Origin of the sequence: Streptomyces sp. NPDC004284 (assembly GCF_042874035.1) — a bacterium.
Lineage (GTDB): Bacteria > Actinomycetota > Actinomycetes > Streptomycetales > Streptomycetaceae > Streptomyces.
The window spans coordinates 256,524-271,211 of sequence record NZ_JBIAMJ010000006.1; the positions used below are offsets into that span (position 1 = coordinate 256,524).

General features: G+C 73.0%; 12 protein-coding genes and 1 pseudogene. 7 read left to right on the forward strand and 6 right to left on the reverse strand.

The window, feature by feature from the left end; genetic code table 11:
- Positions 1-5 precede the first annotated feature (5 nt).
- Positions 6-1,370: a glutamine synthetase family protein gene (locus tag ACFYUS_RS18195; protein WP_388852404.1), complete on the reverse strand. Its 1,365-nt coding sequence runs from the start codon at positions 1,368-1,370 to the stop codon at positions 6-8.
- A gap of 89 nt (positions 1,371-1,459) precedes the next feature.
- Between ACFYUS_RS18195 and ACFYUS_RS18200 the strand changes: the two genes are divergently transcribed.
- The 3 genes from ACFYUS_RS18200 (at position 1,460) to ACFYUS_RS18210 (ending at position 4,456) form a co-directional block, all read left to right on the forward strand.
- Positions 1,460-2,188 (forward strand): FadR/GntR family transcriptional regulator, encoded by a 729-nt coding sequence (locus tag ACFYUS_RS18200; RefSeq protein WP_382861025.1) that lies wholly within the window; start codon positions 1,460-1,462, stop codon positions 2,186-2,188.
- 118 nt (positions 2,189-2,306) lie between these two features.
- Entirely contained in the window at positions 2,307-3,740 is a 1,434-nt protein-coding gene (eat, locus tag ACFYUS_RS18205) for an ethanolamine permease (protein ID WP_388852408.1), read from the forward strand.
- Between the two features lie 35 nt (positions 3,741-3,775).
- Positions 3,776-4,456 (forward strand): gamma-glutamyl-gamma-aminobutyrate hydrolase family protein, encoded by a 681-nt coding sequence (locus tag ACFYUS_RS18210; RefSeq protein WP_388852411.1) that lies wholly within the window; start codon positions 3,776-3,778, stop codon positions 4,454-4,456.
- 88 nt (positions 4,457-4,544) lie between these two features.
- Here the strand turns inward: ACFYUS_RS18210 and ACFYUS_RS18215 are convergent, their stop codons facing one another.
- Positions 4,545-5,981, reverse strand: coding sequence for a purine-cytosine permease family protein (locus ACFYUS_RS18215; protein WP_388852414.1), 1,437 nt, complete (start codon positions 5,979-5,981; stop codon positions 4,545-4,547).
- A gap of 69 nt (positions 5,982-6,050) precedes the next feature.
- Between ACFYUS_RS18215 and ACFYUS_RS18220 the strand changes: the two genes are divergently transcribed.
- Both ACFYUS_RS18220 and ACFYUS_RS18225 read left to right on the forward strand, forming a co-directional pair.
- The gene (locus tag ACFYUS_RS18220; RefSeq protein ID WP_388852417.1) at positions 6,051-6,701 is read left to right on the forward strand and encodes a TetR/AcrR family transcriptional regulator; all 651 of its coding nucleotides are present in this window, start codon (positions 6,051-6,053) and stop codon (positions 6,699-6,701) included.
- A gap of 71 nt (positions 6,702-6,772) precedes the next feature.
- Positions 6,773-8,398, forward strand: a complete 1,626-nt coding sequence (locus ACFYUS_RS18225; RefSeq protein WP_388852420.1) for an amidohydrolase — start codon at positions 6,773-6,775, stop codon at positions 8,396-8,398.
- Positions 8,399-8,409: 11 nt separating this feature from the next.
- Here the strand turns inward: ACFYUS_RS18225 and ACFYUS_RS18230 are convergent, their stop codons facing one another.
- A complete protein-coding gene (locus ACFYUS_RS18230) occupies positions 8,410-9,339 on the reverse strand; it encodes a LysR family transcriptional regulator (RefSeq protein WP_388852423.1) in 930 nt (309 codons plus the stop codon).
- 70 nt (positions 9,340-9,409) lie between these two features.
- On the opposite strand from ACFYUS_RS18230, the gene ACFYUS_RS18235 reads away from it, so the two are divergent.
- On the forward strand, positions 9,410-10,570 hold the full coding sequence (locus ACFYUS_RS18235; RefSeq protein ID WP_388852426.1) for a TDT family transporter: 1,161 nt from the start codon (positions 9,410-9,412) through the stop codon (positions 10,568-10,570).
- A 192-nt stretch (positions 10,571-10,762) separates the two neighbouring features.
- Positions 10,763-11,073 (forward strand): annotated as a pseudogene (locus ACFYUS_RS18240) (helical backbone metal receptor); the annotation flags it as partial.
- A 28-nt stretch (positions 11,074-11,101) separates the two neighbouring features.
- On the opposite strand, the gene ACFYUS_RS18245 reads toward ACFYUS_RS18240, so the two are convergent.
- From ACFYUS_RS18245 to ACFYUS_RS18255, 3 genes are all read right to left on the reverse strand, one after another.
- A complete protein-coding gene (locus ACFYUS_RS18245) occupies positions 11,102-11,653 on the reverse strand; it encodes a helix-turn-helix domain-containing protein (protein WP_388852429.1) in 552 nt (183 codons plus the stop codon).
- Positions 11,654-11,815: 162 nt separating this feature from the next.
- Positions 11,816-13,630, reverse strand: coding sequence for an ABC transporter permease/substrate binding protein (locus tag ACFYUS_RS18250; RefSeq protein WP_388852432.1), 1,815 nt, complete (start codon positions 13,628-13,630; stop codon positions 11,816-11,818).
- Complete coding sequence (locus ACFYUS_RS18255; protein WP_388852434.1) at positions 13,623-14,663, reverse strand: glycine betaine/L-proline ABC transporter ATP-binding protein; 1,041 nt, start codon at positions 14,661-14,663, stop codon at positions 13,623-13,625. Before ACFYUS_RS18255 ends, ACFYUS_RS18250 begins: the two co-directional genes overlap by 8 nt.
- Positions 14,664-14,688 lie beyond the last annotated feature (25 nt).

Below are 14,688 nucleotides of genomic sequence, written 5' to 3' on the forward strand. Positions count from 1 at the left end.
GCGGTTCAGAGGCGTTCGAAGGAGCGGCGCAGCTCCCAGTCGGTCACCGCCGCGTCGAAGGCGTCGAGTTCGACGCGGGCCATGTTGCGGTAGTGGGCGACGACCTCGGCGCCGAAGGCGGCCTTGGCGATCTCGCTGGTCTCCCAGAGCTCGGCGGCCTCGCGCAGGGTGGTGGGGACGTGCGCGTACTCGGCGGTGTACGCGTTCCCGGTGCAGGGCGGGGGCAGTTCGAGGCGCTGCTCGATGCCGTACAGGCCGGCGGCGATCAGGCCGGCGACGGCGAGGTACGGGTTGACGTCGCCGCCCGGGAGGCGGTTCTCGAAGCGGGTGGAGCGGCCGTGGCCGACGACCCGGAGGGCACAGGTGCGGTTGTCGTGGCCCCAGGCGACGGCGGTGGGCGCGAAGGAGCCGGGCTGGAACCGCTTGTAGGAGTTGATGTTGGGGGCGTAGAGGAGGGAGAAGTCGCGGAGGGCGGCGAGCTGTCCGGCGAGGAAGTGCCGCATGGTCTCGGACATGCCGTCCTGACCGTCCCCGGCCATCACGTTGGTCCCCTCGGCGTCCTGGAGGGAGAGGTGGATGTGGCAGGAGTTGCCCTCGCGCTCGTTGTACTTCGCCATGAAGGTGAGCGAGCAGCCCTCCTGGGCGGCGATCTCCTTGGCGCCCGTCTTGTAGACGGCGTGCTGGTCGCAGGTGACGAGGGCCTCGTCGTACTTGAAGGCGATCTCGTGCTGGCCGGGGTTGCACTCGCCCTTGGCGGACTCGACGGTGAGTCCGGCACCGGTCATCTCGTTGCGGATGCGGCGCAGGAGCGGTTCGATGCGTCCGGTACCGAGGACGGAGTAGTCGATGTTGTACTGGTTGGCGGGGGTGAGGCCGCGGTAGTCGGCGTCCCAGGCCTGCTCGTAGCTGTCCTTGAAGACGATGAACTCCAGCTCGGTGCCGACGTGCGCCGTGAGGCCGAGCTCCGCGAGGCGCTCCAGCTGGCGGCGGAGGATCTGGCGGGGCGCGGCGACGACGGGGGTGCCGTCGGCCCAGGCGAGGTCGGCGGTCACCATGGCGGTGGCGTCGTTCCAGGGGAGGCGGCGGAGGGTGGTGAGGTCGGGGTGCATCGCGAAGTCGCCGTAGCCGCGGTCCCAGGAGGACATCTCGTAGCCGTCGACGGTGTTCATCTCGGTGTCGACGGCGAGGAGGTAGTTGCAGCCCTCGGTGCCGTGGCCGAGGACCTCGTCCAGGAAGAACGGTGCGGCGAACCTCTTGCCCTGGAGTCGCCCCTGCATGTCGGGGAAGGCCAGGACGACGGTGTCGATCTCGCCGCTCGCGACGAGGGCGCGGAGCTCCTCGACGGTGAGCGGGGGTGTGCGGTCTGCCACGGGATTGCTCCTCCTTCGGCCTGCCGGGAGCCATAAGGTATTGCGGAAGACCATTGCTTGGGAAGTGCTGGAGAGAGGGAAACGAGAACGTGGCCAGTACGAGTGAACCGGCGGACCGGCTGACGCCCGTGCTGCGGCCGGTGCGGGCGGGCAACGGGTTCGAGGAGGCCCTGGAGCAGATCCTCCAGGTGGTGCGGCTCGGGCTCGTGCCCGGCGGGGAGCGGCTGCCCGCCGAGCGGGAGCTCGCCGAGCGGATGGGGATCAGCCGGGTGACCCTGCGCGAGGTCCTCAAGGTCCTCCAGGAGCAGGGGCTCGTGGAGAGCCGGCGGGGCAGGTACGGCGGGACGTTCGTGCTGCCCCGGACGCAGACGGCCGACGAGGACGAGCTGCGCCGCCGGATCGCCACGGTCGACATGGAGGACACCCTGCGCTTCCGTGAGGTCCTGGAGGTGGGCGCCGCCGGGCTCTGCGCGGCCCACGGTCTCGACGCGGCGGGCGCCGAACGGCTGCGGACGGCCGTGGCGGCGACCCATGACGCCCCGCTGGCCGATTACCGCCGTCAGGACACCCTGCTCCACCTCACGCTCGCGGAGCTCTCCGGCTCGCCGACGCTGACCGCGCAGTACGCCGCCGTCCGGGCGACGGTGAACGACCTCCTGGACTGCATCCCCCTGCTCGTACGCAATCTGGAGCACTCCCAGCACCAGCACACCGCCCTGGTGGAGGCGGTCCTCGACGGGGACGCGGACGCGGCGCGCGAGGTGATGCGGGAGCACTGCGCGGGCACGGCGGCGCTGCTGCGGGGCTTCCTGACGTGACGGGAAGGCGTACGGCGGCGTAACCCGAAAGCAACGCACGGGGGTTGCGCTCCCCCACCGGTCCCCGCAAAGGTATGGATCCATTCCATTGGGCCCGTTGCGGGGAGCTGACGCTGCCATGACGCTCGAAGACACCACACCGGCGAAGGACGACTATCTGGAGCGCCGGGCGCTGCGCCGCGGCAGCGCCGGCTGGCTGCTGCTGACCGGCCTCGGCGTGGCGTACGTCGTGTCCGGGGACTTCTCCGGCTGGAACATCGGCCTGTCGAAGGGCGGCTTCGGCGGGCTCGCCGTCGCCACCGTGCTGATGGGCGCGATGTACGCCTGCCTGGTCTTCGCGCTCGCGGAGCTCTCCGCCATCCTGCCCACCGCGGGCGGCGGCTACGGCTTCGCCCGCCGGGCGCTCGGCACCTGGGGCGGCTTCCTCACCGGCACCGCGATCCTCATCGAGTACATCCTCGCCCCCGCCGCGATCTCGATCTTCATCGGCGACTACGTGGAGTCCCTCGGGCTCTTCGGTCTGGAGTCCGGCTGGCCGGTCTATCTGGTCTGCTTCGCGCTCTTCATCGGCATCCACCTGTGGGGCGTGGGCGAGGCGCTGCGCTTCAGCCTGATCGTCACGGCGGTCGCGGTCGCGGCCCTCGTCGTCTTCGCGCTCGGCGCGTTCACCGACTTCCACGTGGACGGCCTGAACGACATCCCGGTCGACGGCGAGGCCTTCGGGGCGAACTCCTGGCTGCCGTTCGGCCTCCTCGGGATCTGGGCCGCCTTCCCCTTCGGCATGTGGTTCTTCCTCGGCGTCGAGGGCGTGCCGCTGGCCGCCGAGGAGGCGAAGGACCCGGTGCGGTCGATGCCGAGGGCGCTCTCGATCGCGATGGGCATCCTGGTGCTGCTCGCCGTCATGACCTTCTTCGCGACCACCGGCGCGCGCGGCGCGGCCGCCGTCCAGGAGGCCGGGAACCCGCTGGTCGTGGCGCTCCAGGGCGACGGGGAGCCGACCGCGCTCAGCCGCTTCGTGAACTACGCGGGCCTCGCGGGCCTGGTCGCCTCCTTCTTCTCCCTCATCTTCGCCGGCTCGCGCCAGCTGTTCGCCCTCTCCCGGGCGGGCTACCTGCCCCGCTTCCTCTCCCTGACCAGCCGCCGCAAGTCGCCGTACCTGGGACTCCTCATCCCGGGCGCCCTCGGCTTCGCGCTCGCCGCCGGGACCGGGAACGGGGCGCGGATGCTGAACATCGCGGTCTTCGGCGCCACCATCTCGTACGCCCTGATGGCGCTCTCCCACATCGTGCTGCGCCGCCGCGAGCCGGGGCTCCACCGGCCGTACCGCACGCCCGGCGGGATCGTGACCTCGTCCGTGGCCTTCGTCCTGGCCCTGTCGGCGCTGGTCGCGACCTTCCTGGTGGACCGGACGGCGGCGTTCATGGCACTCGGGGTGTACGTGATCGCCCTCGCCTACTTCGCGTTCTACAGTCGGCACCATCTGGTGGCCAAGGCGCCCGAGGAGGAGTTCGCGGCGCTCGCCGCGGCCGAGGCCGAACTCGCACGCGACTGACCCGCCCGACTCTCCGCACCACTGGAGGAAGTTCCGTGACCAAGCCGCTCATCGGCGTGACCACCTACCTGGACCAGGCGCGCTGGAGGGTGTGGGACATGCCCGCCGCGCTGCTCCCCGCCCAGTACCCCCGTCTCGTACGGGAGAGCGGAGGCCTCGCGGTCATGCTCCCGCCGGACGGGCCCGAGGCCGCGGCCGCGGTGGTGGCCCGGCTCGACGGCCTCGTCATCGCGGGCGGGGCGGACGTCGAGCCCGGGCGCTACGGAGCCGAGCCCGACCCCCGCACCGGCCCGCCGGCCCGCGAGCGGGACGCCTGGGAGCTGGCCCTGATCGACGCCGCCCTGGCCTCCGGCACCCCGCTGCTCGGCATCTGCCGGGGCATGCAGCTGCTGAACGTGGCGCTCGGCGGCACGCTCATCCAGCACATGGACGGACACGTGGACGCGGTCGGGGTGATCGGCCGGCACGCGGTGAAGCCGGTGCCGGGCACGCGCTACGCCTCCCTCGTGCCCGAGCTCACCGAGGTCCCGACCTACCACCACCAGGCCGTGGACCGCCTGGGCACGGGCCTCACGGCCTCGGCCCACGCCGAGGACGGCACGGTGGAGGCGGTGGAGACGGACGGACCGGCGTGGGTCCTCGGCGTGCAGTGGCACCCGGAGATGGGCGAGGACCTGCGGGTGATGCGGGGGCTGGTGGAGGCCGCGGGCCGGTAGCCCCGGGGGAAGGAGTGCGGGGCGGCCGGGGTGGGCATCCAGCCGCCCCGCGGTTCGGGGGGAGAGACGGCTTCCGCCGCCCGTCCGATCAGAGGCTCGTCGCCGCCACCGCGCGACGGCCGATGAGCACGTACAGGCCCGCGGCGACGATCATGCCGACCGGCATGGAGAGGTCGATGCCGCCGAGCGCCGTGGCGACCGGGCCGGTGTAGACGGTGTTGACGCAGAGGGCGGCCGAGGCCACGCCCGCCATCAGGGAGAGCGCGCCCGCCCAGTTGACGCCGCCGGTGAACCAGAAGGGGCTGCCGGGGGTCTCGTCCGAGAGCGCGCGGCCGTCGTAGCGGTTGCGGCGCAGGACGATGTCGGTGGCGTACACGGCCATGAGGGGGCCGATCAGGACCACGATCACCTGGAGGGCGTTGCTGACGGTGTCCAGGAAGTTGGAGACCAGCACCCCGTAGAGGGTGGCGGCGACGGCGACGGTGCCGTCGAAGAGGACGCTGACGGTGCGTCGGACGCGCAGACCGACGGCCTGGAGGGCGAGGCCGGCGCTGTACGCGGTCAGGGCGTTGATGGAGATCGTGCCGAGGACCAGGGCGAGCAGGAAGACGGGCACGAACCAGCCCGGCAGGATCTTCTGGAGCGCGTTCTGGGGGTCGGTCATGTCGACGGCGGTCGCGGCGAAGGCGCCGAGCGAGCCGACGACGATGCTGGGGACGAAGGCGCCGAGCGCGGTCCATCCGGTGATCGCCCTCGGCGAGGCCGTACGGGGCAGGTAGCGGGAGAAGTCGGCGCTCGTCGTGTACGAGAGCGGGCCCGAGGCGACCATCGTGGTACCCGCGATGATCACGGCCCAGAGGTCGACGCCGGTCAGCGGCTCGGCCGGCGCGTACGAGAAGTCGGCGTGCCGGAAGACCGAGAGGGCGACGACGGTGAACGCGCCCGCCAGGGCCAGGGTGATGGGCAGGTACAGCTTGATGATCAGGGCGTGGCCGTAAACGCTGATGGCCAGCGTGAGGGCGGCGATCACCACGATGACGGCCACCTTCACGGGGGTGGTGGCGGTGATGCCGGCCTTCTCGACGAGCGCGAAGGCGGCGGTCGCGGCGGCGGCGAGGTTGAGCGCGAAGTAGCAGACGGAGACCAGCCAGCCGCCGATCGCGTTGTTCACCCGGTTGCCGATCACGCCGTACAGCGCGCGGGTGATCACCTCGCTCGGCGCGCCCGCGGCCGGTCCCGAGGTGGCGAGGAACCCGGTCAGCAGCCAGAAGAGATTGCCCACGACGGTCACGGCCACGGCCTGCCACAGGCTCAGGCCCATCAGGACCAGGGCGCCGCCGATGACGAGGCTGAGGTAGTTGACGTTCGCCGCGGCCCAGACGGAGAACAGCTCGCGGGGATGCCCGTGGCGCTCGCTGTCGGGGATGTGGTCGATGCCGTGCGCCTCGATGCGGGCTGGTCGGTCGGAGACCGGCGGCGTGACCTCGGCGCGGGCGGCGCCGGGGTCGGGGATCGTGGAAGCCATACGGCCCTCCGGATTGGTCTCGTGCCCACCTGGTTGCTTATTGGTCGCACACTCAATAGCATCGCCGGTATGCCGTCAAGCGTCCAGCGCAAGAGAATTCGGAAAACTCCCGAAGCCCGGAGGGCGGAGATCGTGGAGACCGCCGCCCGGGTCGCCCTGACCGAGGGCCTGGAGTGCGTCACGCTCCGGCGCATCGCCGACGAGCTCGCCGTACGCCCCGGTCTGATCAGCCACTACTTCCCGTCGGCGGAGGATCTGGTCGCCGAGGCGTTCAGCGTCGCCGCCACCGGCGAGCTCGACGCCCTGCTGCCCGCCGACCGCCCCGGCGGGACGCCCACGCAGTACCTCGCGCGCTACTTCAGCCTCTCGGCCGGAGAGGCGTACGACGACATCAGCCGCCTGTGGATCAACGCCCGGCACCTCAGCCGCTACCGGCCCGTCCTGCGCGACCGGGTCGCCGAGCAGGAGCTCGCCTCCGACGACCGCCTCGAAGGACTCATCCGCGAGGGCGTCGAACGGGGCGAGTTCCGCACGGACGACCCGCGCGCGGCGGCCATCCAGATCCTGGTCGTCCTCGACGGCCTCGGCGCCCACGCCAACACGGACCGGAGCAACCGCCCGGAGGCGGTGACGCGGATGGCGGTGACGACGGCGGAACGCGAACTCGGCCTGCCGCACGGCGCGCTGACCGACGTACCGCCGCCGTCCGGACCGAACTGACGACGGTCACCCCGGGCCCGCCCCCTCACCCCCCGACCCCCGCACCTCCCGCACCCTCTCTGGAGCCACCCGTGCGCACCCGACTCGTCCTGCTCTCCGCTCGCCTGCTCGACCCCGGCACGGGGGCGTTCCTGCCGGAGACCGCGCTCGCCGTCTCCGACGACGGCCGGATCTCCGCCCTGGGCGACGACCGCGAGATGCGGGCGCTGGCCGGTCCGGGGACCACGGTCGTCGACCTCAAGGGGTCCGTCGTCACCCCCGGTCTCGTCGACGGCCACCTGCACCCGGTGTCCGGCGCCGAACTCACCCACGGCCTCGACCTGTCGTACTGCGCCGACGTGGACGACGTGCGGGAGGCCCTGGCCCGCGAGGTGCGCAACCTCGACCGCGGCCAGTGGCTGTTCGGCTGGGGCCTGGACCCGAACGTCTTCGGCGACCGGCCCGTCGGCACCGCGCCGTTCGACGCCGTGCTCGACGGCGTGCCGGCCTTCCTGCTGCTCTTCGACGCCCACTCGGCGCTGGCCAGCCGCCGGGCCCTCGAACTCGCCGGGGTCGACGGCCCCCGCACCTTCGACCAGGCCTCGGCCGAGGTCGTCTGCGACGCCGGCGGGCGGCCGACCGGGCTGCTCCAGGAGGACGCGGCCTGCGAGCTGGTCGAGCGGGTCGCGCCCCGGCCGACCCGCGAGGAGAGCCGGGAGCGGCTCGCGGCGGCGCTGCGGTCGATGGCGGCGGCGGGCCTCACCGGTGGTCACGCCATGGACGCCAACGGCGACAGCCTCGCCCTGTACGGGGAGCTCGACGCGGCCGGCGAGCTGCCGCTGCGGCTCCGGGTCGCGCCGTGGTGCCAGCCGGGCACGGACGAGCTCGGGGTACGGGAGCTGATCGACCTCCAGGGCACGGGCGGCGAGCTGTGGCGGGTCGCCGGCGTGAAGCTGTTCATGGACGGGACGATCGACAACGGCACGGCGTGGCTGGAGCGCCCCGACTGCCACGGCGAGTCCACGCACGCGTTCTGGCCGGACCCCGAGGCGTACACCCGCGTCATCGGGGAACTGCACCGGGCGGGCGTGGCGACGGCGACGCACGCCATCGGCGACGCGGCGGTACGGCACGTCCTGGAGTCCGTCGAGAAGGCGCGGACGGCCGGGGGCGCGGTACGGCACCGGGTCGAGCACATCGAGACCGTGCCGGACGACACGCTGCGACGCTTCGCGGAGCTGGGCGTCCTGGCCTCCATGCAGCCCACGCACTGCTGCGACTTCACGCGCGCCGACCACACCGACAACTGGTCGCGGCGGCTCGGCGAGGAGCGCGCCTCGCGCGCCTGGCGCTGCCGCGACCTGTCCGACTCGGGCGCCACCGTGGTCCTCGGCTCCGACTGGCCGATCGCACCCTTCCCGCCCCTCGGCGTGATGGCCGGGGCCCGGCACCGGCGCCCCAGCCGTGACCTCGGCCAGGCTCCGCACGGACCCGAGCAGGCCCTCACCCCGCTGGAGGCACTGCGGGGCCTGACGACGGCACCGGCCTACGCGGCGGGCGAGGAGCACGAGGCCGGCCGGCTCGCCATCGGCTACCGCGCCGACCTCACCGTCCTGGCCGCCGACCCCATGACGACCCCGTCGACCGACCTCCCCGACGTCCCGGTCCGCCTCACGACGGTCTCGGGCCGGGTGACGTTCCGCGCGACGGACATCTGACGCCCCGCCGGCTACCCCCGCGTCAGCGACAGCAGGTCCCGCGCCGGCCCCGTCGGGCGGTGGCCCGCCGGCCACACCGCCCGCAGGTCGCGGCGGAGGAGCACCCCCTCCACCGGGATCGCCACGAGGCGGCGCGAGGCCAGCTCCTCCGCGATCGCGAGTTCGCTGAGGACGGCGGGGCCGGCCCCGCTGACCGCCGCGGCCTTGACCGCGGTGGTGGAGGCGAGTTCGAGGAGGGGCTGCGCGAGGCCGCCGTGGGTGGAGAGGGCCGCGTCGAGGACCTGACGGGTGCCCGAGCCGCGTTCCCGCAGGACCAGCGGGGTCGCGGCGAGCTCCGCGGGGTCGAGCGGGGCGCGGCGCCGGGCCCACGGGTGCGAGGGCGCGGCGACGAGCGCGAGCCGGTCGTGCGCGACGACGACCCCGTCGAGGCCGTCCGGCACGGCGAGCCCCTCGACGAAGCCGACGTCCGCCTCGCCCGCGAAGAGGCGTTCCGCGACGGCCGCCGAGTTCCCGGCCTGGAGCGACACGGCGGTGTCGGGCCGCTGGGCGTGCAGCGCGATCAGCCAGCCCGGCAGCAGGTACTCGGCGATCGTCATGGACGCGGCCACCCGCAGCCGCGAGTCCCGCCGCCCGCGCAGCGCCTGCGCGCCCGCGTCGAAGGCTTCCGCGGCCTCCACGATCCGCCGCGCCCAGTCGGTGACGAGGGCGCCCGCGTCGGTGAGCCGGGAGCCGCGCGGCGAGCGGTCGAGGAGGGCGACGCCGAGCTGTCGTTCCATCGAGCGGATCCGGCTGCTGGCGGCGGGCTGGGTGATGCCGACCTCGCGGGCGGCCGCGCCGAGGCTGCCGTGCCGGGCGACGGCGAGGAGCAGTTCGAGCGCGCCGAGGTCGGGGACCCGATGGGAGAGGCCCCGGTGGGACAGGGGATACGACTCGCTGCTCATAAGGTCAGCTTATGGCCTCATAGCGACAACGTCCCTGGTGGGGGCGGTTCCGGCGCGAAACGATCGAGGCATGGCAAGCCACGCACCTTCCCTCCCCGCCCTCCGCGCCACCACTCCCGGCGCCCCGGCGACCCGTTCCGTCCGTCACCTCGGACCCAACTGGTACGCCTCCGTGATGGGCACGGCCATCGTCGCCAACGCGGGCGCCGCCCTCCCGGTGGACGTCCCCGGCCTCCGTACGGCCTGCGCCGCGGTCTGGGCGCTGGCGCTCGCGATGCTGCTCGCCCTGGTCGCCGCCCGCTCCGCGCACTGGGCCCGCCACCGGGACCAGGCCCGCTCCCATCTCATGGACCCGGCGATGGCGCCGTTCTACGGCTGTCTGTCGATGGCGCTGCTCGCGGTCGGCGGCGGGGCCGTGATCGTGGGCCGGGACTGGATCGGGCTCCCGGCGGCCGTCGCCCTGGACACCGTCCTGTTCACGGCGGGCACGGTGATCGGCCTGGTGGCCGCGGTGGCCGTCCCGTACCTCATGATCGTGCACCACCGGATCGAGAACGCCTCGCCGGTGTGGCTGCTTCCGGTCGTCGCCCCCATGGTCTCGGCCGCGCTCGGCCCGCTGCTCGTGCCCCATCTGCCCGCCGGGCAGGGCCGGCAGACCCTGCTGCTCGGCTGCTACGCGCTGTTCGGCATCAGCCTGCTCGCCACCCTGGTCATGCTGCCGCTGGTCTTCGGACGGCTCGTCATGAACGGCCCGCTGCCGCTCGCGCTCACCCCGACCCTCTTCCTCGTCCTGGGCCCGCTGGGCCAGTCGACGACCGCCGCGAACAAGTTCGCCGACGCGGCCGCGGGCGTGCTGCCCGCCCCGTACGCGCACGGCTTCGCCGCCTTCGCCGTCCTCTACGGGGTGCCCGTCCTGGGCTTCGCGCTGCTGTGGCTGGCACTCGCCGGGGCGATGGTGCTGCGGGCGCGGCGGCAGGGCATGGGCTTCGCGATGACCTTCTGGGCGTTCACGTTCCCGGTCGGGACCTGTGTGACCGGCGCCGAGGGGCTGGCCCAGCACACCGGTCTGGCCGCGTTCCGCTGGCTCGCGATCGGTCTGTACGCACTGCTCCTGGCGGCCTGGCTGGTGGCCGGTGTCCACACCGTGCGCGGGCTGCTCAGCGGCGCGCTGCTCGCAGGGCCCGCACCAGTGCCCGCGGGGCCTCGGCCAGTGACGGCCCGTACCAGGTGAGCATGCGCCCGTCGACGAGGGCGGCGGCGGTCCCGGGGAAGGGGTTGCTGGGGGCGCGGGTACCGGCGATGTCCGTGCTTGGCCGGTGCCGGAGGGGCCCGGACTGGTGGGGGTTGCTCTGGTCGGGCCCGCACCCGGTGTCCGTGACCTCGGGTGTGCTCACCACCCTGCCGGCCCGGACGTCCTCGTCACGAGCTCCGCACCCCCGACCAGGCCTTGCGGGAACGGGAACGGGTCCTCGCGGCGTGCGGGTGCCCCGGCCGCGCTGGCTCGACCCGGCCGAAGCCGCCTGGGAGGCGGTCGAGCCGCTGACGCCCGTCACCACCGTCGTGCCTATCTGGCGGCGGCCCTGGATGGTGCTCGGCCGGGACACCCTTGCCGGTGACCTGCTCACCCGCCTCGGCGTGCGGAACCTGCACGACGGTCGCCCCGAGCGCTATTCGGGCCTCCCGCTCGACGAGCTCCGCGACGCCGCCCCCGACCTCGTCGTCCTGCCCGACGAGCGACCCTCCGCGCTCCCCCGGACGACCGTCATTCCTCCTCGGCCTCGACGTGGTCGCCGACGGCGACGACGAGGAGCCGGGTGCCGGGCTCGGTGGCGCGCCAGCGGTGCCGTACGCCGCCGGAGAGGTAGAGCGTGTCGCCGCGGCCGAGCCGGTGGGCGCGGCCCTCGGCCTCGACCTCGGCGGCGCCGTCGGCGACGTACAGCAGTTCGTCGTTGCGGTGCTGGAACTCGCGTCCCGCGTCCTGCTCGCCGGTGAACTCCACGGCGTGCAGCTGGTGGCGGCCGCGGACCAGCGACCGGACGCCCGGGGGCATGCCCGGGGAGCGCTCCCCGGAGCGTACGACGTCGACGGTGCGGGAGGCCTCGGCGGCGGCGAGGAGTTCGCCGGCCGTGGTCTCCAGGGCCTCGGCGACGAGTTCGAGGGAGCGGCGGCTGGGCCGCGCGCGCTCGTTCTCGACCTGGCTGAGGAAGGGCACGGAGAGGCCGCTGCGGGAGGCGACGACGGCCAGGGTGAGCTGGAGCGCTCTGCGGCGCCTCTTGACGGCCGCGCCCACGCGGGGTGCTTCCTTCTCGTCCATGTCGGCTCCCTCCCTCTGCTCGTACCCGTTCGTACCCGTCGGTTACCTGAACCTTACGCAGCTTTGGGGCGGGGTTTCGCGTCGTGACGAAAAGGGGTGGCCACCGTATACGTTCGGCGACCACCCGTTTTCGGCCAGTGAGGACCGGCGGGGAAGGGAGGGCTACTGCGGGGTGAGCTTCTCCGCGAGGCCGGGGTTCCGGTCCAGCCAGGTGCGGACGGCCTGCTGCTCCTTGCCCTTGCCGGTCTCCTGGATGACGGCTTCGAGGTCCGTGAGCTGCTTCTCGGTCAGCGAGAAGTTCTTCAGCCAGGCGCCGACCTCGGGGTTCTCGGCGGCGAACCCCTTGCGGGCGAGGGTGTGGACGCCGTCGCCCTTGCCCCAGGCGCCCTTGGGGTCGTCGAGCTTCTTCAGGTCGTGGGCGGAGTAGGCCCAGTGCGGGGACCAGAGCGTGACGACGACGGGTTCCTTGCGGTCGTACGCCCGCTTCAGCTCGGCCAGCATGCCGGGCGTGGAACCGTCGACGACCTCGTACTCGCCCTCCAGGCCGTACTCCTTGAGGACCTTGTCCTTGAGGATGCCCATCATCCCGGCGCTGGGCTCGATGCCGACGATGCGGCCCTTGAACTGTCCGGCCTTCCCCTTGAGGTCGGCGAGGGAGTCGACGCCCTTCACGTACGAGGGGACGGAGAGCTCCAGGGAGGTGGGGCCGTACCAGGAGCCGAGGTCCTCCAGCTTGTTCCGGTACTTCTTCCAGTACTGGGCGTGGGTGACGGGGAGCCAGGCGTCGGTCTGGAAGTCGAGCTGCCCGCCCGCGAGACCGGTGTAGAGGGCGCCGGCCTCCAGCTGCTTGGTCTCGACCTCGTAGCCCCGGCGCTCCAGGAGCTCCTTCCAGAGGTACGTGGAGGCGATGCCCTCGTCCCAGGGGATGTAGCCGATGCTGACCTTCTTGCCGTGGCCGCCGTTCGGGCCGGAGGCGGCGGTGGAGCTCGCGCCGCCGGTGCCGCCGAGGAAGCTCATGCCTCCGGCGGCGAGGGCGAGGACGACGACGCCGACGAGGGCGGTGACGGGCTGCGGGCGGTGGGCGCGGAGCCTCGCCCCGGGCCGCTTGGCGCTCAGCGCGGCGCGGGCCTTGGCGGCGGCGCGGCGGCCCAGCGGGGAGACCTGGCGGCCGAGGGCGCCGGTCATCCGGTCGAGGTACATGGCGAGGACGACGATGGACACGCCGGCCTCGAAGCCGAGGCCGATGTCGACGTTGCCGATGGCGCGGTAGACGGCGCCGCCGAGTCCGCCGCCGCCGACCATGCCGGCGATGACGACCATGGAGAGGCCGAGCATGATGACCTGGTTGACGCCGGCCATGATCGTGGGCAGGGCGAGCGGCAGCTGCACGCGCAGCAGGGTGTTGCGCGGGGTGGTGCCGAACGCCTCGGCGGCCTCGACGAGTTCGCCGTCGACCTGGCGGATGCCGAGCTCGGTCATGCGCACGCCCGGGGCCAGCGCGAAGACGATGGTCGCGAAGATGCCGGGGACGACGCCGACGCCGAAGAAGATGATGCCGGGGATGAGGTAGACCATCGCCGGCATGGTCTGCATGAAGTCGAGGACGGGCCGCAGGACGGTGCTGACGGTCTTCGAGCGGGCCGCCCAGATGCCGAGGGGGACGGCGATCACCAGGGTGACGAGGGTGGCGACGAGGACGAGGGAGAGCGTCGCCATGGCCTCGTCCCACAGCTGGACCGAGTCGACGAGCGCGAGGCCCGCGAAGGCCAGGACACCGGCGGCGAGGCCGCGCAGCCACCAGGCGACGACGGCGAGGATGCCGGCGAGGAGCAGCGGCTGGGGTGCGGACAGGACGGCGTCGACGCCGTCGTAGAGACCGGTGACGCCGGTGCTGACGGCGTCGAACAGCCAGGAGAACTGGGCCTGGAGCCAGTCGACGGAGCTGTCGACCCACTGGCCGAGGGGGAGCCTAGGCACGGGCGGCCACCTCCTGGGCCGCGAGTCCGCCCAGCACGGCGAGAAGCCTTTCCTTCCGTACGACTCCGAGGGCGGAGCCGCCGGAGTCCTGGACGACCACCGGGTGCGGGCCCTCGGCGGCGAGGGCGCACAGGTCGGCGAGGAGCGTGTCGGGGCCGGCGACCGGGGCCTCCGGCGCGACGGGCGACTCGGGCTCCGTCATGACGGCGGCGGCGGTGAGCACCCGGGAGCGGTCGACGTCCTGGATGAAGGAGGCGACGTAGTCGTCGGCGGGGCGGACGAGGATGTCCTCGGCGGTGCCCTGCTGGACGATCCTGCCGTCGCGCATGACGGCGACGCGGTCGCCGAGGCGCATGGCCTCGTTGAGGTCGTGGGTGATGAAGACGATGGTCTTCTTCAACTGCCGCTGGAGGACGAGGAGCTGGTCCTGCATGTCGCGGCGGATCAGCGGGTCGAGCGCGCTGAAGGACTCGTCCATCAGGAGCAGGTCGGCATCGGTGGCGAGGGCGCGGGCCAGGCCGACGCGCTGCTGCATGCCTCCGGAGAGCTCGTCGGGCCAGGACTTCTCCCAGCCGGCGAGGCCGCACAGGCCGAGGGCCTCGGCGGCGCGGGTCTCGCGCTCGGCGCGGGGCACGCCCTGGACCTCCAGGCCGTAGGCGGCGTTCTCCAGGACGTTTCGGTGCGGGAAGAGCGCGAAGTGCTGGAAGACCATGCTGATCTTGGTGGAGCGGACCTCGCGCAGTTCACGGGGGGAGAGCGCGGTGAGGTCGCGGCCGTCGTGGAGGACCCGGCCGGCGGTGGGTTCGAGCAGGCCGTTGAGCATGCGGAGGAGGGTGGACTTCCCGGAGCCGGACAGGCCCATCACGACGAAGATCTGGCCGGATTCGACGGTGAAGCAGGCGTCGGCGACGGCGGCGGTCGCCCCTTCGGCGCGCAGTTCCGCGCGGTCGGCGCCGTCGGCGAGCCTGCGGACGGCTTCGTCGGGTCGTCTGCCGAACACCTTGTACAGATGGTCGGCCTGGAGCCTGGACACATGCACCTCACGGGTAGGAACGAAG